Annotated in this window: 28 protein-coding genes and 1 tRNA gene; 8 read left to right on the top strand and 21 right to left on the bottom strand. The window is 37.4% G+C overall.

Annotation, left to right across the window (positions count from 1 at the left end; all coding sequences use genetic code 11):
• Both N9Y32_02770 and N9Y32_02775 read left to right on the top strand, forming a co-directional pair.
• Nucleotides 1-1,092: a 5-(carboxyamino)imidazole ribonucleotide synthase gene (locus N9Y32_02770; protein ID MDB2589934.1), complete on the top strand. Its 1,092-nt coding sequence runs from the start codon at nucleotides 1-3 to the stop codon at nucleotides 1,090-1,092.
• A gap of 23 nt (nucleotides 1,093-1,115) precedes the next feature.
• The gene (locus tag N9Y32_02775) at nucleotides 1,116-1,421 is read left to right on the top strand and encodes a hypothetical protein (GenBank protein ID MDB2589935.1); all 306 of its coding nucleotides are present in this window, start codon (nucleotides 1,116-1,118) and stop codon (nucleotides 1,419-1,421) included.
• A 3-nt stretch (nucleotides 1,422-1,424) separates the two neighbouring features.
• On the opposite strand, the gene N9Y32_02780 is transcribed toward N9Y32_02775, so the two are convergent.
• The 7 genes from N9Y32_02780 to N9Y32_02810 are packed head-to-tail and all read right to left on the bottom strand — an operon-like array spanning nucleotide 1,425 to nucleotide 5,543.
• On the bottom strand, nucleotides 1,425-1,976 hold the full coding sequence (locus tag N9Y32_02780; GenBank protein MDB2589936.1) for a LysE family translocator: 552 nt from the start codon (nucleotides 1,974-1,976) through the stop codon (nucleotides 1,425-1,427).
• A 43-nt stretch (nucleotides 1,977-2,019) separates the two neighbouring features.
• Nucleotides 2,020-2,397, bottom strand: coding sequence for a glutathione S-transferase N-terminal domain-containing protein (locus tag N9Y32_02785; protein MDB2589937.1), 378 nt, complete (start codon nucleotides 2,395-2,397; stop codon nucleotides 2,020-2,022).
• Between the two features lie 5 nt (nucleotides 2,398-2,402).
• Entirely contained in the window at nucleotides 2,403-3,236 is an 834-nt protein-coding gene (gene folD / locus N9Y32_02790; protein MDB2589938.1) for a bifunctional methylenetetrahydrofolate dehydrogenase/methenyltetrahydrofolate cyclohydrolase FolD, read from the bottom strand.
• Nucleotides 3,237-3,255: 19 nt separating this feature from the next.
• Nucleotides 3,256-3,996 carry a 3-deoxy-manno-octulosonate cytidylyltransferase gene (gene kdsB, locus N9Y32_02795; GenBank protein MDB2589939.1) on the bottom strand — a complete coding sequence of 247 codons (741 nt, stop codon included), beginning with the start codon at nucleotides 3,994-3,996 and terminating at the stop codon, nucleotides 3,256-3,258.
• Nucleotides 3,997-3,999: 3 nt separating this feature from the next.
• Complete coding sequence (locus N9Y32_02800) at nucleotides 4,000-4,161, bottom strand: Trm112 family protein (protein MDB2589940.1); 162 nt, start codon at nucleotides 4,159-4,161, stop codon at nucleotides 4,000-4,002.
• Nucleotides 4,158-5,105 carry a tetraacyldisaccharide 4'-kinase gene (lpxK, locus tag N9Y32_02805; protein MDB2589941.1) on the bottom strand — a complete coding sequence of 316 codons (948 nt, stop codon included), beginning with the start codon at nucleotides 5,103-5,105 and terminating at the stop codon, nucleotides 4,158-4,160. The genes N9Y32_02800 and lpxK overlap by 4 nt, the downstream gene beginning before the upstream one ends.
• A gap of 6 nt (nucleotides 5,106-5,111) precedes the next feature.
• Nucleotides 5,112-5,543: a phosphate-starvation-inducible PsiE family protein gene (locus tag N9Y32_02810; GenBank protein ID MDB2589942.1), complete on the bottom strand. Its 432-nt coding sequence runs from the start codon at nucleotides 5,541-5,543 to the stop codon at nucleotides 5,112-5,114.
• Nucleotides 5,544-5,602: 59 nt separating this feature from the next.
• Between N9Y32_02810 and N9Y32_02815 the strand changes: the two genes are divergently transcribed.
• Nucleotides 5,603-6,838 carry a lipoprotein-releasing ABC transporter permease subunit gene (locus N9Y32_02815; GenBank protein ID MDB2589943.1) on the top strand — a complete coding sequence of 412 codons (1,236 nt, stop codon included), beginning with the start codon at nucleotides 5,603-5,605 and terminating at the stop codon, nucleotides 6,836-6,838.
• Nucleotides 6,831-7,496, top strand: a complete 666-nt coding sequence (locus N9Y32_02820) for an ABC transporter ATP-binding protein (GenBank protein MDB2589944.1) — start codon at nucleotides 6,831-6,833, stop codon at nucleotides 7,494-7,496. The genes N9Y32_02815 and N9Y32_02820 overlap by 8 nt, the downstream gene beginning before the upstream one ends.
• Nucleotides 7,497-7,500: 4 nt before the next feature.
• Here the strand turns inward: N9Y32_02820 and N9Y32_02825 are convergent, their stop codons facing one another.
• The 6 genes from N9Y32_02825 to infA all read right to left on the bottom strand — a co-directional run bounded on the left by N9Y32_02825 (nucleotide 7,501) and on the right by infA (nucleotide 11,585).
• Nucleotides 7,501-7,857 carry an aspartate 1-decarboxylase gene (locus N9Y32_02825; protein ID MDB2589945.1) on the bottom strand — a complete coding sequence of 119 codons (357 nt, stop codon included), beginning with the start codon at nucleotides 7,855-7,857 and terminating at the stop codon, nucleotides 7,501-7,503.
• 157 nt (nucleotides 7,858-8,014) lie between these two features.
• Entirely contained in the window at nucleotides 8,015-9,145 is a 1,131-nt protein-coding gene (locus N9Y32_02830) for a sodium ion-translocating decarboxylase subunit beta (protein ID MDB2589946.1), read from the bottom strand.
• A 16-nt stretch (nucleotides 9,146-9,161) separates the two neighbouring features.
• A complete protein-coding gene (gene oadA / locus N9Y32_02835) occupies nucleotides 9,162-10,970 on the bottom strand; it encodes a sodium-extruding oxaloacetate decarboxylase subunit alpha (protein ID MDB2589947.1) in 1,809 nt (602 codons plus the stop codon).
• A 29-nt stretch (nucleotides 10,971-10,999) separates the two neighbouring features.
• Entirely contained in the window at nucleotides 11,000-11,245 is a 246-nt protein-coding gene (locus N9Y32_02840) for an OadG family protein (GenBank protein MDB2589948.1), read from the bottom strand.
• Nucleotides 11,246-11,269: 24 nt separating this feature from the next.
• Nucleotides 11,270-11,354, bottom strand: a tRNA-Leu gene (locus tag N9Y32_02845).
• 12 nt (nucleotides 11,355-11,366) lie between these two features.
• Complete coding sequence (gene infA, locus N9Y32_02850) at nucleotides 11,367-11,585, bottom strand: translation initiation factor IF-1 (GenBank protein MDB2589949.1); 219 nt, start codon at nucleotides 11,583-11,585, stop codon at nucleotides 11,367-11,369.
• Nucleotides 11,586-11,719: 134 nt separating this feature from the next.
• On the opposite strand from infA, the gene metF reads away from it, so the two are divergent.
• Nucleotides 11,720-12,541, top strand: coding sequence for a methylenetetrahydrofolate reductase [NAD(P)H] (gene metF, locus N9Y32_02855; GenBank protein MDB2589950.1), 822 nt, complete (start codon nucleotides 11,720-11,722; stop codon nucleotides 12,539-12,541).
• 2 nt (nucleotides 12,542-12,543) lie between these two features.
• Here metF and N9Y32_02860 read toward each other — a convergent pair whose 3' ends face one another.
• Genes N9Y32_02860 through N9Y32_02870 form a run of 3 tightly spaced genes read right to left on the bottom strand, consistent with a single transcriptional unit; the run spans nucleotide 12,544 to nucleotide 14,368 of the window.
• The gene (locus N9Y32_02860) at nucleotides 12,544-12,981 is read right to left on the bottom strand and encodes a hypothetical protein (protein MDB2589951.1); all 438 of its coding nucleotides are present in this window, start codon (nucleotides 12,979-12,981) and stop codon (nucleotides 12,544-12,546) included.
• 58 nt (nucleotides 12,982-13,039) lie between these two features.
• The gene (locus N9Y32_02865; protein ID MDB2589952.1) at nucleotides 13,040-13,771 is read right to left on the bottom strand and encodes a uroporphyrinogen-III synthase; all 732 of its coding nucleotides are present in this window, start codon (nucleotides 13,769-13,771) and stop codon (nucleotides 13,040-13,042) included.
• A 3-nt stretch (nucleotides 13,772-13,774) separates the two neighbouring features.
• Nucleotides 13,775-14,368 carry a hypothetical protein gene (locus N9Y32_02870; GenBank protein ID MDB2589953.1) on the bottom strand — a complete coding sequence of 198 codons (594 nt, stop codon included), beginning with the start codon at nucleotides 14,366-14,368 and terminating at the stop codon, nucleotides 13,775-13,777.
• A 48-nt stretch (nucleotides 14,369-14,416) separates the two neighbouring features.
• On the opposite strand from N9Y32_02870, the gene N9Y32_02875 reads away from it, so the two are divergent.
• From N9Y32_02875 to N9Y32_02885, 3 genes are read left to right on the top strand one after another with little or no spacing between them, the layout of a single operon-like run.
• On the top strand, nucleotides 14,417-15,370 hold the full coding sequence (locus N9Y32_02875; GenBank protein ID MDB2589954.1) for a calcium/sodium antiporter: 954 nt from the start codon (nucleotides 14,417-14,419) through the stop codon (nucleotides 15,368-15,370).
• Nucleotides 15,367-15,822 (top strand): tRNA (adenosine(37)-N6)-threonylcarbamoyltransferase complex ATPase subunit type 1 TsaE, encoded by a 456-nt coding sequence (tsaE, locus tag N9Y32_02880; GenBank protein MDB2589955.1) that lies wholly within the window; start codon nucleotides 15,367-15,369, stop codon nucleotides 15,820-15,822. The genes N9Y32_02875 and tsaE overlap by 4 nt, the downstream gene beginning before the upstream one ends.
• A complete protein-coding gene (locus tag N9Y32_02885; protein MDB2589956.1) occupies nucleotides 15,810-16,946 on the top strand; it encodes an N-acetylmuramoyl-L-alanine amidase in 1,137 nt (378 codons plus the stop codon). The genes tsaE and N9Y32_02885 overlap by 13 nt, the downstream gene beginning before the upstream one ends.
• A 180-nt stretch (nucleotides 16,947-17,126) precedes the next feature.
• Here N9Y32_02885 and N9Y32_02890 read toward each other — a convergent pair whose 3' ends face one another.
• Genes N9Y32_02890 through N9Y32_02910 form a run of 5 tightly spaced genes read right to left on the bottom strand, consistent with a single transcriptional unit; the run spans nucleotide 17,127 to nucleotide 21,165 of the window.
• Nucleotides 17,127-17,459, bottom strand: coding sequence for a sulfur oxidoreductase (locus N9Y32_02890; protein MDB2589957.1), 333 nt, complete (start codon nucleotides 17,457-17,459; stop codon nucleotides 17,127-17,129).
• Nucleotides 17,456-18,814, bottom strand: a complete 1,359-nt coding sequence (gene cobB, locus N9Y32_02895) for a hydrogenobyrinic acid a,c-diamide synthase (glutamine-hydrolyzing) (GenBank protein ID MDB2589958.1) — start codon at nucleotides 18,812-18,814, stop codon at nucleotides 17,456-17,458. Before cobB ends, N9Y32_02890 begins: the two co-directional genes overlap by 4 nt.
• 24 nt (nucleotides 18,815-18,838) lie before the next feature.
• On the bottom strand, nucleotides 18,839-20,041 hold the full coding sequence (gene nrfD, locus N9Y32_02900) for a polysulfide reductase NrfD (protein ID MDB2589959.1): 1,203 nt from the start codon (nucleotides 20,039-20,041) through the stop codon (nucleotides 18,839-18,841).
• Between the two features lie 9 nt (nucleotides 20,042-20,050).
• Entirely contained in the window at nucleotides 20,051-20,782 is a 732-nt protein-coding gene (locus N9Y32_02905) for a 4Fe-4S dicluster domain-containing protein (GenBank protein MDB2589960.1), read from the bottom strand.
• Entirely contained in the window at nucleotides 20,782-21,165 is a 384-nt protein-coding gene (locus N9Y32_02910; GenBank protein MDB2589961.1) for a sulfur reduction protein DsrJ, read from the bottom strand. The genes N9Y32_02905 and N9Y32_02910 overlap by 1 nt, the downstream gene beginning before the upstream one ends.
• Nucleotides 21,166-21,171: the final 6 nt, after the last annotated feature.

Consider the following 21,171-nt stretch of genomic DNA (forward strand, 5'->3'; position numbering starts at 1 on the left):
ATGAAAATAGGGGTACTTGGCGCAGGCCAGTTGGGCAGAATGATGGCTATATCAGGCTATCCTCTTAATCATCAATTTGGATTTTCTGGTAATTCCCATGACGAACCATCGGCTCTATTGGGTCACATGTTTGCGCTTGAAGATAATGCTGAAAGTATTGAATCTCTAGTGGCATTTGCGGATGTGATCACTTATGAAAGTGAAAATACTGATGTTGAAATGGCTAAACAAATTAATAAAGACGTGCCAGTTTATCCGGGTGAAAGATCTCTATTTATCACTCAGCATCGTGGTCGCGAAAAAGCCTTATTTGACCAACTAGAAATTCCTTGTGCACCTTATCAAATGGTGAACTCATTAACTGATCTTGAAAAGGCTGTTGAACATATTGGACTGCCTGCTATTTTAAAAACAGCAACGCAAGGTTATGATGGCAAGGGTCAGTTTCTAATACGCAGTTCAGATCAAATTAAAAAAGCATTTGAAAGCATGAATGGGGTTGAATTGATTCTTGAGGGGTTTGTTAAATTTAAGCGTGAATTATCTTTAATTGCAGTGCGTAATAATGATAATGAGCACCAGTACTATCCTTTGGTTGAAAACACTCATCATAACGGTATCTTAAGATTAACTATTGCTCCTGCTCAAAATATTGATGCTGAGGTACAAAAAACTGCTGAATATTACATGCAAACCTTGCTTGATGAAATGGATCATGTCGGCGTATTAACAATTGAACTATTTGAAACTGAAAATGGGCTAGTTGTTAATGAAATGGCGCCACGTGTCCATAACTCTGGGCATTGGAGTATAGAAGGTGCTAATACCTCTCAATTTGAAAACCATATTCGTGCTATTAGTGGCATGCCTCTGGGGGATACAACCCCCACTCACAACTTTAGTGCGATGGTGAATATTATTGGTAAAATTGGGCCTATACAAATTCCGTTAACAATGCCTAATGCCCACTTGCATTTGTATGACAAAAGTGAGCGCGATAATCGTAAACTCGGCCATATTAATATCACTGCTGATTCATTAGCAGAGCTTGACAACAGCATTGAACAACTAAAAGAATTTCTACCTAATTAACTTATACAAACAGGATTTATATTATGTCAGAAGAATACAATTGGCCTTCATCAATGCTTTATCATCCAACAGGCGATCCAATCAATATCAAGCCTATTGATAACAATGATTCATTTGGTACAGATGAGCTGCAAACTTTTATTGGTGGCCCTATTGGCCATATTAAGCTTGATAATGGTATGCTAGTGATTAATGATGAAGGTCAAAAAATGGATTTACCATTAAATGATATGGCCAGTAAAAATGGTTATTCTTTGTATGGAAATGTTATCTTTGTGCCGAAGCTTATTCAAGCTAAACCGGTTAAATTTAATATTAAAGATCTGTAGTTATCACTTAAACACACTCGGTATTACCGAAACCAAAAGCAGTATCGCCATGGTACGATTAAACATCTTGTAATGAAAATCTGTTTTGATTAGTTTTTTCATCTGAGATCCTAGAAAAAGCCAAGAGCCATTACATGGAAAGATAGCAATAAAAAAGCTTAATGCTAAGATTAATGTGGTTGTTTGCATGTCAATGCTGGTGGTAAACACACCTATTCCACTAAATATCATCACCCAAGCTTTAGGGTTTACCCATTGAAAAAATATTGCTTGTAAGAATGTTAGAGGCTTAGCACCTTGATCTATTTTTCTTTGCTGGGTGGTTATAAACATCTTGTAAGCTAAAAATAGCAAGTAACCAACACCGGCCACCTTAACAAATAGATATATAACAGGTATTTGCGTGACTAAAGAGTCAAGCCCAAAACCAACGGCTATTAGCATTATTGGAAAGCCAAAAGCGATGCCTAGTAGATGAGGAATGGATTTTCGAATACCAAAATTCAAGCCAGACGCTAAAATCATGATATTGTTAGGGCCAGGTGTAATGGTCATAACCAGTGAAAACAGAAAAATCGATAATAAATTATCCATTTATCTACTGGCCGAACTCCTTTTCTAAATAAGTTTTAATGTCATTAGATTCATACATCCAGCTAACTTTTTTACCTTCAGTAATTTTTAAACAGGGCACCTGAACCTTGCCGGCCTCTTTCAGAAGCTCTTCGCGATATTGGCCACCTCGGGTCTGCGCATCTCGAGTAACAATATTAATATTTAAGCTTCTAATCACCCTTCTACTCATAATGCAAAAAGGACAAGCAAAAAATTGATACAACTCGATTTTTGCCGCTTTTTCATCAGCTAATACTTGAGCTTGTGCATCTCTTTTAACTTTACTAACTGGGATCAATCGACTTACAAGTGCGATCAATGAACCCAATCCATTTCTAAATGCTTTTATAAATAATTTCATATTTTTTATTTCCTATTTTGGTATGCAGTAAGTGTATTTTCTAGCAAGGTGGCAATTGTCATTGGGCCAACGCCACCTGGAACAGGTGTTATCCAGCCAGCATTTTTAATGGCTAACTCAAAATCTACATCACCCACAAGTTTGCCAGTTTCTAATCGGTTGATACCAACATCAATAACGACAGCGCCCTTTTTAATCCAATCCCCTTTGATTATGTGCGCAACACCAACAGCAGCAATGATTACATCAGCTCGTTTTAATTTTCCAGAGAGATCTTGGGTTTTGCTATTACAAATGGTGACAGTGGCATGCGCATTTAACAGCTCCATTGCCATTGGCCTTCCAACTATATTAGATGCGCCCACAACAACACAATCTTTGCCTACTAAATCAATGCCTGTTGTTGCCAGCATAGTCATCACCCCTTTGGGCGTACAAGGGCGTAAATTAGCCTTATTTTGCATAAGTTTGCCGATATTCTCACTATGGAATCCATCTACATCCTTTTGTGGAGAAATGGTCTCAATAACTAAATTTGTATCCAAATGTTTAGGCAGTGGCAATTGCACTAAAATTCCATCGATCTTGTCGTCATTATTTAAACGAATAACTTCGTCCAGTAATTCTTGTTGGGTGATATTTGCAGATTTGCTTATTTTTTCAGAATAAAATCCAACCTCTTTACAGGCATTATCTTTGTTACGAACATAAATAGTAGAGGCCGGATCGTCGCCAACAAGTATTACTGCTAAGCCAGGCGCGCGCTCTAATTTTTTTACTTTTTGGGCAATGTCATTGCGTAATTTTTGGGCAATTTGTTTGCCATCAATAATATTCATACTTACTCTTTTTTTAATGTTATTTCGCTGTTAAAGCGACGCGTACTTTGTCTAAATCTTCTTGTGTATCAACCCCAAATCCTGTTTCAGCGCAAGCAATAGCCACATGAATGCCAAAACCTTCGTTAAGGACAGTTAGCTGCTCTAATTTTTCAACTTGCTCAAATCGAGAGCTGTCCATTTGTAAATATTGCTTAATAAACCCTGAGCGATAAGCGTAAATACCAATATGTTTATAGCAAAGTGATAAGTCAAAGTCTTGCTCATCTCTAAAATAAGGAATTGGTGCGCGAGAAAAATACAAAGCTTTGCCCCGCTGATCAAAGACTACTTTGACACAATTAGGATCAAGGTATTGCGCTTTGTCGATTACTTGCTCGCATAGAGTTGCCATTTGCATTTGACTCTGAACTAAATTATTAGCAACTTGATCAATAACACTCGAACTTAGCATTGGCTCATCGCCCTGCACATTAATCACTACTTCATCATCAGCAATATCAAGTTGGGTCAATACTTCAGCAATTCTTGCTGTACCAGATGTATGATTTTCATCTGTCATGCATACTACAGCACCAAATCCCTGAGCTACTTCTTTAATTCGCTCATCATCGGTTGCAATAATAACTTTTGAAGCGCCACTTTTTAATGCATTTTCATACGTTAGCTGAATGAGTGGCTTGCCATGAATATCTTTTAATAATTTTGCTGGTAGTCTGCTAGAGGCATAACGAGCTGGAATAATAACACTAAAGTTCATGAGTTAATCTAGCTTTCTAGCTTCTTCCTCTAACAAAACTGGAATGCCGTCATTAATTGGATAAGCTAGGCCGCTCACTTTACAGATTAGTTCTTCACCTATTTGTATTAAAGGTGCTTTAGATTTTGGACAGACCAATAGTTTTAAAAGTGCTTCATCAATCATATTTTTGCCGCTAAGTTAGTAAAAAAATCCTCGCTAATATCAAGATCTATCTCTAAGTAATACATCTTATCATTAGCAAACTCCCTACATTTTACCCAATCTTTAGCTGTCATTATTATTGGATGATTATCATTGAATTCTAAATCCTTAGATTGATACTGATAGTGGTCTGTAAATTCGTGCTCTTGCACTTGAACACCTAACTGCATCAGGGTTTGAAAAAAACGCTGAGGATGTCCAATACCCGCAACACCATGACAAGCTTGATGATTGAAAAAATCTAAAGGTTTTTTTTCACCTGATATTAAATTAACAAAGTGAGTTGGTTTTATTTGAGCACTAACCTCTCCTGGGAAAACGGAGCCATTGTTAATAACAAAATCAACACTTTTAAGTCGACTAAGAGGCTCTCGTAGTGGGCCAGCAGGCAAGAAAAAACCATTACCAAAACGTCTATGGCCGTCTACAACAGAAATCTCAACCGCTCTATCCATGGCATAATGCTGTAAACCATCATCACTAATAACCACCTCAACTTGATGTTGATCAATCAAGTCCTTAACGGCTTGGGAACGGCATTTATTAACCATCACAGGTGCGCCTGTTTGAGTCGCAATTAACAAGGGTTCATCACCCGATACTAGTGCATTAGTATCTGAATTTACTAACAAACTAGCATTCGCATGAGAGCCACCATAACCTCTAGAAACCACCCCAACTCGCCTACCTTGTTGTTTGAAATGCTCGACTAATTTAATTACAATCGGCGTTTTACCACTACCACCAACGGTAATATTACCCACGACTATGACGGGGACCTTGAATCGATTGGTGCGAAAAATACCAAAGTGATAAAAGGCTCGACGTATTTTACTTAAGGCATAAAAAACACCAGAGACTGGCCATAAAAGATAATTAACAACACCTCGAGTATTTAAATCCATCAAGCTTTATTTAAAACACTCGCCTTTGGTATCGTATTTTTTCTCGGTAAATCTGAGCACGCCTGCAGCAAACGTTAAGATAAGTATCGATGCCACCATAATCAACAAGTTGAAATTATCACTCGACATTAGTGCTTTCATATCTATCACCATAAAACGTGTGATAGCGGTTATTGCAATAAAAATAAGGAAAATAACGGGTAAGCGATGTGTTTTAAAATAAATACCAGTCATAGCGCCTAATTCTAAATAGATAAAAAGTAGCAAGATATCCTTCAAGGAAGCAAATCCAGATTCATGCTGCATGATGATGATATATTCCCCAATGGCTGACCAAACAATTGTCGCACCAATAACAAACAAGCCAACAATATGAAAAGTTTCAATTAAAAAATCTCCTAATTGATCAATCCTATCTTTTAATGCAATCTTCTCCATTTTTCTCCTCAGATATTTAGTTATTAGTAAAGTGCTAATTATGACAAAATATCACCACCATGAGTATTGAATTTGACATTTCCAACCAGTATTTACGTTCTAATCGTAAAAAAGGCTTCATTTCCTTTATTTCTGGCGTCTCTATGGTCGGTCTTATTCTAGGAGTAATGACCTTGATCACTGTTTTATCGGTCATGAATGGCTTTCATAAAGAACTAAGAGAGCGCGTATTAAGCGCCATCTCTCATTCATATATCAGCGAGCATAATGGACCACTAACTGATTGGCAAGAATTACAAGTAAAAATCAATCAGCATCCAGAGGTGATTAGTTCTTCCCCTTATATTGAAAAGTATGCCTTATTAAACACCACCAAAGGTGCGCAAGGCATTAGTGTCAGAGGAATCATTCCTCAACTAGAAAAGCAAACCTCTGTTCTACTCGATAAGATTAAATTTGGCTCAAGCCAGTTAACAAAATCTGATATTTTGATTGGTTCTGGGCTTTCAAACCAATTGGGCGCTCAAGTTGGTGACAAAGTCACTTTATTAACTCCTGAACTTTCGTCTAATATTATAGGTATTCAGCCTCGGTTCAAACGTTTTACGGTGGCTGGAATTTTTGATGCAGGTATCAATGAATATGATAATAATTTAGCTTTTATCCAGCTAAGCCAAGCTCAAATTCTTTATTCTATGAAACATCAGGTATCTGGCATTCGCCTTAAAGTGGCTGACTTGTTTCAAGCTAAGAGAATTACTCAAGAAGTGTCTGACAAGCTAGGTAGTGACAAATACTACGGTATTGATTGGACTCGTCAAAAGGCAAACTTTATTAAAGCGCTTGAGCTTGAAAAGCAAATGATTGGCGTGATCTTATCTTTAATAGTGGCTGTTGCCGCTTTTAACATCGTCTCTATGATGGTTATGGTGGTAACTGATAAAACCGCTGATATCGCCATTCTACGAACCCTGGGTATGACACCAAAACGCATCGTTAAGGTTTTTTTCTATCAAGGTTTAACCATTGGGATTATTGGTATCACTATTGGCGTCATACTCGGCATCCTACTGTCTCTTAATATCGAAACAATAGTGAGCGGCATTGAAGCGATTCTAGGATTTGAATTTTTTCCAAAGGAAGTTTTCTACATCAATCGATTCCCTTCTGAAATTCATTCGGGCGATATTATTAACGTCGCATTGGGCTCTTTTGTATTGGTCATATTAGCTTCTATCTATCCTGCTAAACGCGCTGGAGAAATCACTATTGCCAAGGTGTTAAATCATGAGTAACCTTATTAGTTGTCGAAATATTAACTATCAGTATGATGATGGTGGGAATCACAATCAAGTGATTAAAAATCTAAATCTTGAAGTGGATTCAGGTGAAACAATTGCCATTCTCGGACAATCTGGCTGTGGAAAATCAACCTTATTAAATCTATTAGGTGGCATTGATCGACCAAATAGTGGCCAAATTATTATTAACAATACAGATATTGGTAGCTTAAATGAGGAAGAGATAACAAATTTTAGGTCTAATAATCTTGGCTTTATCTACCAATTCCATCACTTACTAAAAGATTTTAGTGCTTTAAAAAATGTGATGATGCCGCTACTGATTCAAGCAGATCCTCTTGCTGAAGAAAAAGCCATGCAAATGCTTATTAAGGTTGGACTTGAATCTAGAGCAAGTCACCTGTCAAGTGAATTATCAGGTGGAGAGCGTCAAAGAGTAGCCATTGCTCGAGCACTCATTACACAGCCAAAATGCCTACTTGCTGATGAACCTACTGGAAGTCTTGATGGAAAGAATGCACGTGAAACGCTTGATTTAATGATGGAGCTAAATCAAACACATGATAACTCTTTAGTGATCGTAACTCATGATGAAAAAATTGCTAGCAAGATGCAACGAGTACTTGTTTTGGAAAATGGTCAATTTAGCTAATAGTTTAGCTTTTCCTGGTTAGCGTGTTATTTTCATCCACATAGCACAAGTTAGGTGCATAATTTTTAATCTCATGTTCATCGTAACTAGCATAAGCAGCAATAATCAGTAAATCACCCTTTGCTGCTTTATGAGCAGCTGCACCGTTAACTGAGATGACACCTGTATTTTCTTTACCACGTATGGCATAGGTTGTAAATCGGTTACCATTAGCAATATTATAAATTTGAATTTGCTCAAAAGCACTAATACCAGCAGCATCCAGCAAGATACCGTCAATTTCACAAGAACCTTCATAATCTAACTCTGAAGCTGTTGTTGTAACACGATGTAGTTTTGCTTTTAAGAAAGTTCTTTGCATAATGTTTTTATTTTAAATTTAATACTTTGGAATTTTGCAAGTATTTCTCTTTTTTATTAGGCATTTCTTTGAGTAATTGACGAAACATAGATAAGACTAAGTGACCGAGTGCATGTAAAAAATAACAACACACAAGAGACAAAGACGTAGTAAAAAATTAGCTTAATAGTTGGATCATAATACCTGCTGCAATAGCTGATCCAATGACACCTGCAACATTAGGACCCATAGCATGCATCAGTAAGAAGTTATGTGGATTAGACTCAAGACCTACCTTGTTTGAAACACGGGCTGCCATTGGAACCGCAGATACACCGGCAGAACCAATCAATGGATTGATTTTATTTTTACTAAACAGGTTCATTGTTTTAGCCATTAATAAGCCACTTGCTGTACCAATTGCAAAAGCAATCATGCCTAATACTAAAATACCTAGCGTCTCTGGCTGCAAGAATTGATCTGCCATCAGCTTAGAGCCAACTGCTAAGCCTAAAAAGATAGTAACAATATTGATCAAAGCATTTTGAGTAGTATCACTTAAACGGTCAACCACACCGGATTCTTTCATTAAATTGCCAAAAGCAAACATACCTAATAAAGGTGCTGCATCTGGTAATAATAAGGCCACTAACATTAACAGCATTACTGGGAAAATAATCTTTTCAGCAGTTGACACTTCGCGTAACTGCACCATTTCTATTTGGCGTTCTTTTTCTGTTGTTAATGCACGCATAATTGGCGGCTGAATCAGTGGCACAAGTGCCATATAAGAATATGAAGCAACTGCAATCGCACCTAATAACTCAGGTGCTAATTTACTCGCAACATAGATACTGGTCGGGCCATCTGCACCGCCAATAATACCAATTGCAGCAGCATCTTTTAGACTGAAATCAAATATACCAAGAGTGGTAAGGGCCATAGCACCTAGCACTGTTGCAAAAATACCAAATTGTGCAGCAGCGCCTAGTAACAATGTTTTTGGGTTGGCTAAAAGTGGTCCAAAATCTGTTAACGCTCCCACACCCATAAATATAATTAATGGAAATGCGCCAGACTCAATACCTATAACATAGAAGACATGCAAAATTCCACTACCCTCTGCAATACCTGCGCCAGGAATGTTTGCCAAAATTGCACCAAAGCCAATTGGTAATAAAAGTAATGGTTCAAACTTCTTAACAATTGCTAAATATAACAACAGCATACCAACCAATAGCATTAAGCCTTGACCCCATACCATTTGATATAAGCCTGTATTAAACCATAATGAATTTAATTGTTCCATAATAGACTCTGGGTAATTAAGCTAAAGATAATAAAGCTTGGCCAACTTTAACTGCGTCGCCTTCTTTGACGCTAATCTCTGTTACCACTCCACTTCTAGCTGCTTTAATTTCTGTTTCCATTTTCATAGCTTCAAGAATTACTAGCACGTCGCCTTCGTTAATTTTTTGATTAAGCGATACCATCACTTTCCATATATTGCCAGAAAGTGGCGCACCAATTGGCTCGCCGCCAGTTGCTGGCGCTTCACTAACAATCTCTTTTTCAGCAACAGGTGTAGCTGATGTAGAAGTATCCGAAGCTGCTTTCATTGACGTTACATCGCCACCTGCAGAAACTTCGACTGAATATGAAGTGCCTTTAAAGGAGACAGTATAAGTGCCTTCTTCATTATCTGATTCAGTAGAAGTGTCACTTTCTTGAGGGACTGGCTCAAAGAAACCAGGATTATCACGATTTTCTAAAAATGAAATGCCTACTTGTGGAAACAAGGCATAAGTCATTAAATCATCGATTTTATTATCTGCTAATTTAATACCTTTTTCAGCCACAATCTTGTCAAACTCTTGCTCAAGAACGAACATCTCTGGTGCAATATTATCTGCAGGACGACAAGTAATTGGCTCAGTTCCACCTAAAATTTTAACTTGTAATGCCTGATCAACTGGAGCAGGTGTTGCACCATATTCGCCTTTAAGTATGCCAGCTGACTCCTTGGTAATCGTTTTATAGCGCTCTCCTGTTAGTACGTTCAGTACTGATTGGGTGCCTACAATTTGAGAAGTTGGTGTAACAAGAGGAATATAACCCAAATCTTTTCTTACTCTAGGAATTTCTGCCAATACTTCGCTCATTTTGTCAGTAGCATTTTGCTCGCGCAATTGACTTTCCATATTGGTCAACATGCCGCCTGGCACTTGAGCTAATAAAATACGCGCATCAACCCCTCTTAAAGAACCTTCAAACTTCGCATATTTACGACGAATTGGCCTAAAGTAGGCGTCGATTTCTTCTAATTTCTCTAAATCTAATCCAGTTTTTCTAGGGCTGTTTTCTAAAATAGACACAACCGAGTTGGTAGCAGAGTGACCATAAGTCATACTCATTGAGCCGATAGAAGTATCAACGCGATCAATACCAGCTTCAACAGATTTAACAATAGTGGCTGTTGATAGTCCAGTGGTTGCGTGCGCATGCAGTTGGATTGGAATGTCAATCGTCTCTTTTAATTGCTTGACTAAGTCATAAGCAACATATGGCTGCAATAAACCGGCCATATCTTTAATACACAAAGAGTGCGCGCCCATGTCTTCGATTCTCTTAGCCATATCCAGCCAAGTTTGTGTATTGTGAACAGGGCTAAGCGTGTAAGAAATTGTGCCTTGAGCATGTTGATTTAACTTAACCGCCTGATCAACAGCCGTTTTCAAATTTCTAACGTCGTTCATGGCATCAAAAATTCGGAATACACCGACACCATTCTCTGCACAACGATCTATAAATTTACGCACAACATCATCGCTATAATGGCGATAACCCAAAAGATTCTGGCCACGTAAAAGCATTTGCTGAGGCGTATTAGGCATAGCCGCTTTCATCTCACGAATGCGGTCCCAAGGATCTTCACCCAGATAACGAATACAAGAATCAAATGTAGCGCCACCCCATGACTCTATAGACCAATAGCCAATTTTATCTAGCTTCTCAGCAATAGGTAGCATGTCATCGATTCGCATTCGTGTTGCAAACAATGACTGATGGCCGTCTCTTAAGACAAGCTCTGTAATACCAACTTTTTTGTTAATAGCTTTTTCTGGTTTTTTCATTATATTTTTTAGATAACTTAGCATCATCCTTATGCTCCCCTATGCATCTTAATCGCTTGCTCAATAACAAATTTTGTCTCTTCATCCATTTCTTGTTCAAGTGTTGTTGAGTTATTATTTTGTCTTGGGCTAGCTTTAATACGAGCTTCAAGTTTTTGGATAATAACAGACATCAATTTGGTTACAAAGACGAGCAATGTCAAAAACAAGAAAACAAAACCCATACCAAACATAGTTAGGTTTAATGCTTGCGCTAAAAGATCTGCTTGTTCCATAAAATACCCCTCTCTATTTTAATTTGGTACCGATGGACGGACTCGAACCGTCACTCCGTGAGGAACCGGATTTTGAATCCGGCGTGTCTACCAATTCCACCACATCGGCAATAAACTTTCTTTACTTATGTCTAAAAGTGATCCTACCTTTGGTTAGATCATAAGGTGTCATCTCAACAGTTACCTTATCGCCTGGCAGAATACGAATATAATGTTTGCGAATTTTTCCAGAAATATGCGCCAAAACACTGTGGCCATTTTCTAACTCAACAGTAAAGGTTGTATTAGGCAGCTTCTCTTTGACAACGCCTTCTAACTCAATGTAATCACTTTTTGACATAAATTTTAAATTTAAACTCAGTAAATAGAATAATTTTACCCGAATACCAAGCTCCCCTAATACAAAAACCGAGTCACTCTTCATGATTTGAAATAAGCTATAATTAGCCTACTTTTAATTAACGTTAACTATCAATGCAATTAAGTTTTGAATTTTTCCCCCCAAGAACAGACCAAGGTAAACTCAACTTGAAACAAGTTCGTCAAGAGTTATCTGTCATTAAGCCGCATTATTTCTCAACCACTTTTGGCGCAGGCGGGACTACGCAAGAAGCAACTCTGGAAACTGTATTAGATATTCAAGCTCATGATGGCGTTCCAGCAGCACCTCACTTATCTTGTATTAATTCTGAAAAATCCAACATCTTAACTCTTTTAAATCAATACAAAGCAGCTGGAATTAATCGCATTGTCGCCTTAAGGGGTGACATTCCTTCTGGTGTTCGTGATATTGGTGATTTTCATTATGCCAATGAGTTGGTTGAATTTATTCGACATGAATTTAATAATCATTTTCATATTGAGGTGGCCGCTTATCCAGAAATGCATCCACAAGCTAAAAATATGAATACCGATCTTGTGAATTTTTCTAATAAAATTAAAGCTGGTGCAAATAGTGCTATTACTCAATATTTTTATAATGTTGATGCTTATTTAAGATTTGTAGATGATGTACAAAAAATGGGTATTGATGCGCCTATTACCCCAGGCATTATGCCGATTACTAATCATGATCAATTACTTAGATTTTCAAACATGTGTGGTACAGAGATACCACGTTGGATCGAAAAACGATTAACAACCTATGGTGACGATTTAGAATCTTTATCTGCTTTTGGTCTAGATGTTGTCAGTAATCTTTGTGATCAACTTAAGTCTCAAGGAGTAGAAAGCTTTCATTTCTACTCAATGAATAAATCACAGCCATCTTTACAGTTGGCTAAAAATTTACTTTAATCTTAATTAGCTTGTTGATCAACCCAATTTTGTAATTCACTTAAAAGCTGTTTATCTTGCTCATGGCAACACTTTTCAAGCACTTGTAAGCGCCCTGCTAATTCTGAAAAAACCAGTTGATAGTGCTCATTTTTTAATTTTTCTTTATAGATTTTAGATTTTAATGAGGCAATGATAGTCATCAACGCTTGTTCATTTTCTTGCTTAATAACATCAGCTGCGCCAGCTTTATACATCGCGTCAGCCTTAATTTGTTGCATCTTTTTTAGGCGACTCTCTTGCTCTGAGTGAAGGCTATGAGATGGGTAAGCCAACCTAATACTATCTGTTGTAACGTAGCCTTCGTGGGTTTGTAATTTGCCTGCATTAATTTGTTCTTGAATATTGGAACGGCTCACCCCTAGTCGGCGAGCTGCTTGCGAAACACTTAGTTTAATCATATTATTTCTCTCCCCAGAAAAATATCATTTATTGCTGACCAAATTAATCAAGTTTACTTTAATTGTCAAGTGTATTATCTTGTCCTAATACTGAAACAATTGCCTGATCGCTAATATCTGGGGTCACAATTATTCGTTTAAAGCCAAAAGATTGCGCGTATTCTTGAATACGCTCACTCAGGACAATCATTGGGTATTGCTTTAAATTATCAAACCAATTTAGTTGAGTTGCTAAAACCCTTAAGCCGTCCAAATTTTCATTACTGGTTATGCTAATAAATCCCTGTTTATCAGATAAAAAAACCTTTAATGATTGCTGATGTAATTCGGTTAAGCTACAAACCACACGAGCATAAACTTGCGCATATTCGATTTTATTGTTATTTTTTTCTAAGCCAATTCTAAGGGTTTCTCGCCCACCCTTACCTCTGAAAATTAAGATATTTTTACCCTTCAAGCATGATACAGATTTAAGATTTAATAGTGACTCACTGGAAGCTTTCTCTTTAGGGAAATCATCAACCATGATATGGTTATCGTTCAATTTTTTAGCTGTAGCAGCGCCAACTGCAAATATATTTAAATACTCAATTTTCTTTAAAACTTCTAATCCATGCTCAACCGCATTGGCACTTATAAAAATCACTGCATCATATTGATCTCTTTTAACAATCGCATCAATAGGTTGAATCTCAAGCGTTGGGAATAACAAAGGCTGATGAGTAGACTCAATCATTAAAGATTTAAGCTCTTTGACCTGGGCAAGTGGACGAGTTAGTAAAACTTTCAAAATTTAATAGCCCAGAATTTCAGCAATGACTCGAATTTTATGCAAAGCTTCACTTTCAGCACTTTTGCAGATAAGTATTGTCCGGGTGTTAATTTCAGCTATTTTTTCAATATTCGCTCTCATCTTTTTATCATCGCCACTACCTTGCATACTAAAAACTGGCAGATGCGAGTAATATAGATACTGGCCCATGGCCTGTTTATTATTAAGACTAAGATCATATTGAGCATCAGATTGAAATGACACTCGATAATTATCCAACAAAGCCATAACCTTGGCACTTGGATGCTGCTCTAACTCACAAGATAAAATAAACCAGGATTGATACGGCTCAACAACACTTAGTAAAGCGCTTAAGGTATTAATATCTAATAATTGGTGAGGTTCAATGGTTAATACCAGCTCAAACTCTTCATCAGAATCTTCTATCTCTTCAAAGATAAGCTCTAAGTCTTCTTCGGTATCAATAGGTAACGACAAGGCTTTAAATAGCGTTGAATAGAAGTCAAAACGCCACTCGCTAGGTAAGTCATCTGGATAAAAATCGTCTATTAAATCTAAACCACGACGGCCAATTAAAAATTCTGTTTCACTCATTTTTTACGCTTCGGCCTTTATAATAAACAAAAATTAAAAAAAATCAATATGCCCGATATTCTACTACCAATTATTGCTTTATTATCAGGTTTTGCGCTTTTAATTTGGAGCGCAGACGAATTCACAGAGAATGGTGCCAAAATCGCCAATATCTTTAAGGTATCGCCTTTGGTAATCGGCTTGTTAATTTTTGGTTTTGGTACTTCTGCACCGGAAATGTTAGTTTCAGGACTGGCCGCTATGAATGGCAATACTGGCTTAAGTATTGGCAATGCAGTGGGTTCTAATATTTTTAATATCGCCCTAGTATTGGGTGTTAGTGTGATCATATCGCCCATCGAAGTAAAGAGCAACATTCTGCGAAAAGAATGGGTATTTTTAATGGTAGCCACCCTGGTTGCAGGACTGCTTCTTTTAGATCTTCGCTTAGATGTATTTGATGGTTTTATTTTGCTAGCTCTGCTATTTTTATTTTTAGGCTATACGTTTAGAGAATCAAAAAAATCTCAAAATCATGAATTTGACGAATTTGCAAAAAAAATTGATAAAAGCGAAACCGTCAAAACTTGGGTGATGCTTATCATTGGTTTAATTGTTTTAATCTCAAGTGCGAAATTAGTAGTTTGGGGAGGTGTAGAGATTGCACAAGCATTTGGTGTGTCTGATTTAATCATCGGGCTAACAGTTGTCGCTTTAGGCACTAGCTTGCCAGAATTGGCTGTTTCTATTGCCAGTGTTTTGAAAAAACAATATGAAATGGTAGTGGGTAATGTTATTGGCTCTAACTTATTTAATACCATTGCTGTACTGGCCATCCCAGGCTTTATCCATCCATCAGATGTTGCACCTGAAGTAATGACACGTGACTATCCAGTGATGCTACTATTAACGATACTACTATTTGCTGTGTCTTACAAATTTGGTAAAAAACACATTATCAACCGTTTTGAGGGTGTGCTCTTAGTGGGTGTATTTGGTCTTTATATGTGGCAATTGTTTTGAATTTAGTCTTTAACCATGAATCTGAAACGCTTGATTTTGCGCGAAAATTAGCTACTTGTGCGCAATCCATTGATCAGGCAATTGTTATCTATTTAGAAGGGGACTTAGGGGCAGGTAAAACTACTTTAGCCCGAGGATTTATTCAACACTTTGGCTTTGATCGAGTCAAAAGTCCTACCTATTCATTAGTAGAAAGTTATATCAATGATACAATCAACATTCATCATTTTGATTGTTATCGCTTAAGCGATCCAGAGGAATTAGAATATATTGGTATTCGCGAATACTGCGCACCTGGACATATTCAACTGATCGAATGGGCTAATCTTGCTGAAGGTATTATTTCGCCAGCAGACTTAGTTATTAGCATTACCGGTGAAGATAACAGTAGAACTCTAATTCTTAGTGCGAGCAATAACTTAGGCGAACAACTCTTAAAATGTATCGACTAGCTAGCTTACTATTTGGCTTATTTTTCCTAACGAGCGCTTACGCGGACAACAAAACTACCCTACATGATTTTCGTTTTTGGAGCTCCCCTGATCGCACCAGAATTGTTATTGATGTCGATCCTGGCGTTAGATTTTCAATAAACCAAAAAAACAGTCAATTTACCTTAGGAGTTCAAAACGCAAAAATACTGAAAGACACCTATAAAAAACTTTTCTTTACCGATCAACGCATCAAAAAAACTCGTATTAAGCGAGATGGCACAACCTATCAATTTAAATTTAAATTGCATGGTCAGTATCTAATAAAAAGCTACACTCTAAAACCAAACGACAAATATCGTTACAATCGCCTCGTGGTAGACCTATATGATCAAAAAAATCAGGCCATCAAATCTGTTAAAAAACCTAAAAAATCCGCAATTAAAAAACCATTCATTCAGCAACAAACCACAAAAATTATTCTAATTGATCCAGGACATGGCGGAGAAGATTCAGGCGCAATCGGCTATAAACGCTCAAAAGAAAAGCGTATCACTTTAAGTATTGCCAAAAAATTGGCTAAAAAAATTAACGCTACCCATGGTATGAAAGCCCTCTTAACGCGCCGTGGCGATTATTATGTGGGCCTCACTGAACGTATACGAATCGCTCAGACTAGTAAAGCCTCTTTATTTATTTCTATCCATGCAGATGCCGTTAATAGCAGGCGCGCTCATGGTGCATCGGTCTACACCTTATCAGAGCGAGGTGGCTCTACCAAATTTGCACGCCGCTTAGAGACTTCTCAAAATACTTCAGATCAGTTTGGTGTCAAACAACAATCTAACAATAAAGATCAATATTTGAATAAAATTTTATGGGATTTATCAAGAAAAGATCGCAATATCCAAAGCCAAAAACTTGGAGTTAAGATCTTAGAGCAAATGAAAAAAATTGGACATTTGCATAAAAAAATACCTCAAAAAGCTGGGTTTGTAGTCCTCAAAACACCGGCCATTCCATCTGTATTGGTAGAAACTGCTTTTATTTCAAACCCTAAAGAAGAGCAGCGACTTAATAATAATAAAGAACAAGATAAAATTGCTAATGCTCTTTATCAAGGCATTATCAACTTCTATAAATAGTCCATTTTCATTATTTGCTAAATTTTTAAAAGCTTAGTACTTTATACCGATAAAAAACCCTAAATAGCGCTATTTAGTGGCTTAGATCACTCTTTTTAATTGATATTGGCTAAGATTTTCCAGCTTTTAACAGCCATTTTGATTATTTTCAAATTTTTTAATCACTTAAAAACTTAAAAACTAAGATTTACTTGGAGCGTATTCTTCTTCAGGGGGTACATAACTTGGATCGTTTGGATTCATAAAGACAAAGCTATAATCCTGGTCAACTTCTATTTGATCAAAGTCAACCACCATTCCTTCTAATAATTCTTTTTGCTCGTAAGCCAAAATATACTCAACACCATTTGATTTTAGGTGAATATCACTATCATTACGATCATCAAAACCCATTAAGTACTGGAAACCTTCATCAGTTTTTTCAGCAGCAAAGCGAATGACCAATCCTTGCGTTTCTGGATTATGAGTTGAAAGTGATATTTCTTCTGCTGCTTTTTTTGTAATTGTGATCATGGCTTTTGGTGTTTAATTTTTTGAATAAAATCGACAAATTGCTCAACCCACTGATTGCCGCCTACATTTCGCAAATGTGTATAGCAAGCAAGCAAGTTGTACTTAATAATGCCGTCTTGCATATTATCCACACCCACACCACGCAAAACCTTAAAAGCATAACGTGTATTAGGGTCAATACGATCCAGCTTTGAATAATGAAATTCATGTGCATAAATCGTTTTAGCTACGTTTTTCCAAGGGTGGTCTTTAGAGGGTTCTAACTGTACATAGCCACGACCAATTGGCTTAGGCGACATACTCGTTTGCGCGTCAATCACACCGGCCATCGGATACGTGCCAGCATTACCAGTGATTTGATTGGTTAAATACATCAAGCCACCACATTCTGCATAAGTAGGCAAGCCTTGTTCGATTTTAAATTTTATATCTTCAAGTAAAGATTGGTTAGCGCTTAACGCCTCTAACTGCATCTCTGGGAATCCGCCGCCAATAAATAAGCCATCACACTGAGGTAAATGAGTATCCTTGAGTGTATCAAAGTAAAGAAGCTCAACACCAAGTTGGTTAAATTTATCTAAATCATCTTGATAATAAAAGCCAAAACTACTGTCTTTTGCCACACCAACCTTTAGCTTGGTTGGAGTAATGTTAATATTAGGCACGATAGCAGTCTGAATGTTTTTTTCAAAGTTAATGATTTTATTTAAATCTACTTGCTCTGCAATTAACCTGGAAGCACTATCGATAAAATGATGAGATTGAGGCGTTTCATTGGCAGGCATTAAGCCTAAATGACGCTCATCAATAATTAACTCTTTTGATCGGCGAATTGAGCCAATAACATCAAGGTCTGTGTAATGCTCGATAGCTTGAATAAGCTTTGATTCATGGCGCTCGCCCGCTACTTTATTTAAGATAACGCCAGTAATATTAACATCGGTATCAAATGCTTGATAGCCTTTAACCAATGCTGCAACACCACGTGTAATACCAGTAGAATCTATCACTAATACCACTGGCAGGTTAAGAAGCTTCGCTAGATCAGCGTTTGCATCGCCGCCAGTGACACTCATGCCGTCATATAGACCTTTATTACCTTCGATGATAGAAATATCAGCTGTTGAATTTTTATCACCATATAACTGCAGAATTTCTGATTCAGTCATATTGTAGAAATCTAAATTGTAACAAGCTCTACCACTGGCCTGTGAAAGCCAGATTGGATCAATATAATCAGGGCCTTTTTTAAAAGGCTGGACGGATAATTTTTGCGCCTTCAGAGCGCCACAAATCCCCAGACTAACAACTGTTTTACCTGAGGATTTGTGTGCTGCGGAAAGATAGATGGACATGAACTGCCCTACTTTAAGCGCTTGTTAGCTTTTATGGTGCGGATCAGCAACATTGTCAGCTAAACTTTCTGGCAAGAAAGGTAACACCTTAACCAGAAAAGCAATTGCAATTATGGCCACTGCCAAACCGCCCAAACCTAGCATTAATTCGGGCAATGTAGGTGCATACAAAGCGATAGCCCCGTAGCCTTCTAAAATTTCTTTACCAGGGAATAATTCCATTGGATATGCCTGACCACCAACAATAATAACGTAGAGTTGTGCAATGCCACCTAAAATGACCAATACTGAAGCAAGGCCTAACATGGAGCGATTACCCTTAGTAGAGGGAGAGTAAAGCAGCGCCAATGGTATCAAGCTACCCAGAATAATTTGACCATACCAAAATAGTTGCGTGTAGATGCCGCCATCCATTAAGACAAAGTTTTCAACACCTGAATTCTCAGCCAAATATAGATTACCTAAATGATAAACAGCAACAAAATATAAAACAGCTGCAACAAATACACCCAGTAAATTACTCAAGCGGCTAACAATAGCATCGCCCAATGCGCGATCTGTCCATTTGTAGCTTGCCATTAAGACTAATACAAAAAAAGCCAGGCCAAAGGAAAAGGACATTACTATAAACATTGGCGCCATAATAACAGCATCATAAGCTTGTCGCGCTACTAGAAAACCAAAAATTGAACCGGTACCTGTTGTTAAAATTAAACGCCACGTAAAGGCAGCAATACCAACTTTACGACTGTACTTATTCATGCGACGTTCAAACATCATCCATAAATAAATACCGACAATTAGGAAGAAACCGTTATATAAAATAATATTCCAAGCAAAAATAGACCCGAAGTTGTATTCGGTCATGGCTATGATTAGACGGTCAGGGCGACCCAAATCTAACACTAATACCATTAAACCACCTGCTAGCAGCGCTAAAGCCACAAGGGCTGATAAACGAGATAACGGCTTATATATTTTTTTATTAAAAACTGAGGCAATAGATGCAATATTAAGTGCACCAGATGCAGCTACAATTAAGAACAAGGCAAACACATGAGGTAAGCCCCAAACAATATGATTACTCATACCTGTAACATGATGGCCATTGTGTTCCATAAAGTAAACACTACCCAATGCAGCTAAAATAAAAGCGCCTAGACCTGCAACCAATGCATAAAAACCTAAACTCTTACCTTGTGTTTGCTCGTAACGAATAATGCTCATAAACTTCTCTTAAATTCCACTGTAACGTACGGCCGTATTTAGATTTAAATCTGCACGGATTTGTGTACTTTGAACTCTTTTTAATGTCTGATGGATGTTGCTAGTTACATCTAGTAAATCACCAAAAATAACTGCATCACTATTAACTGCTTCAACACAAGCCGGCTGTCCGCCTTTATCAACCTTATGAACACACATCGTACAAGATTCAACAGTACCCTTGCCTCGTGGCATGTGTTCTTTTTGATTAGTAATATCTTCATGAACAAAAGAACGTGCATCATATGGACAAGCCATCATGCAATAACGACAACCAATGCATCGATGCTTATCAACCAAAACGATACCATCTTCACGCTTCATAGAAGCGTTGGTTGGACAAACATCTACACAAGGTGGCTCTTCACAATGTTGGCACATTAAAGCAAGATTACTGATACGTTGAGTGGCAGTATCCTTTACTTTAATTTTTTTAATCCAACTAGCTTTTTGATCACCTGTCGAGTGAGTTTCATCACCCCAACCATGCTCTTTTTGACAAGCAGTAACCATGCCATCAATATCAGATTCAGTCAATCGATTAGTGTCAACTAACATTCCCCAACGCTTTTCATTAGTTACTGGATTTTCATTGGCATTAGCATAGGTAGTTAAAGTAATTCCAGCACCTAACGCAGCAACACCAGCAGTTGTCGCAGTTGTCGCCTTGATAAAGTCACGACGATTAATTGTACTATCCATTATTTATCTCCTTCTGCAGGGGTTGTCCTATGACAGCCAAAACAATCAACTGATATCGCCACCTTTTTATGACAAGTGGAGCAAAATTGTTCACTGGCATCAATTGCATGATAATCATTTGATTGATCTTTTTTACTAGCATGACAAGAAACACAACCTTTTAGCGAATACTCTTCTGTACGCACGCCTTGTCTTAATGTTTTGTCACGTTTATGATTCATAAACTCAGGGTGCATTTTACGAATCATAGAGCTGCTTTGATGATACGTCTTACCAGAACTCTTCATTGAGTCAGCTTGAGTGCCCAACGAATGCTCACTGTTAGCATGTGTAAATACACTAGTCACCATCAAACTTAACAATAAAACCATAAATCGATTCATAATTAT

It is taken from the genome of Candidatus Thioglobus sp. (assembly GCA_028228555.1).
Taxonomy (GTDB): Bacteria; Pseudomonadota; Gammaproteobacteria; order PS1; family Pseudothioglobaceae; genus Thioglobus_A.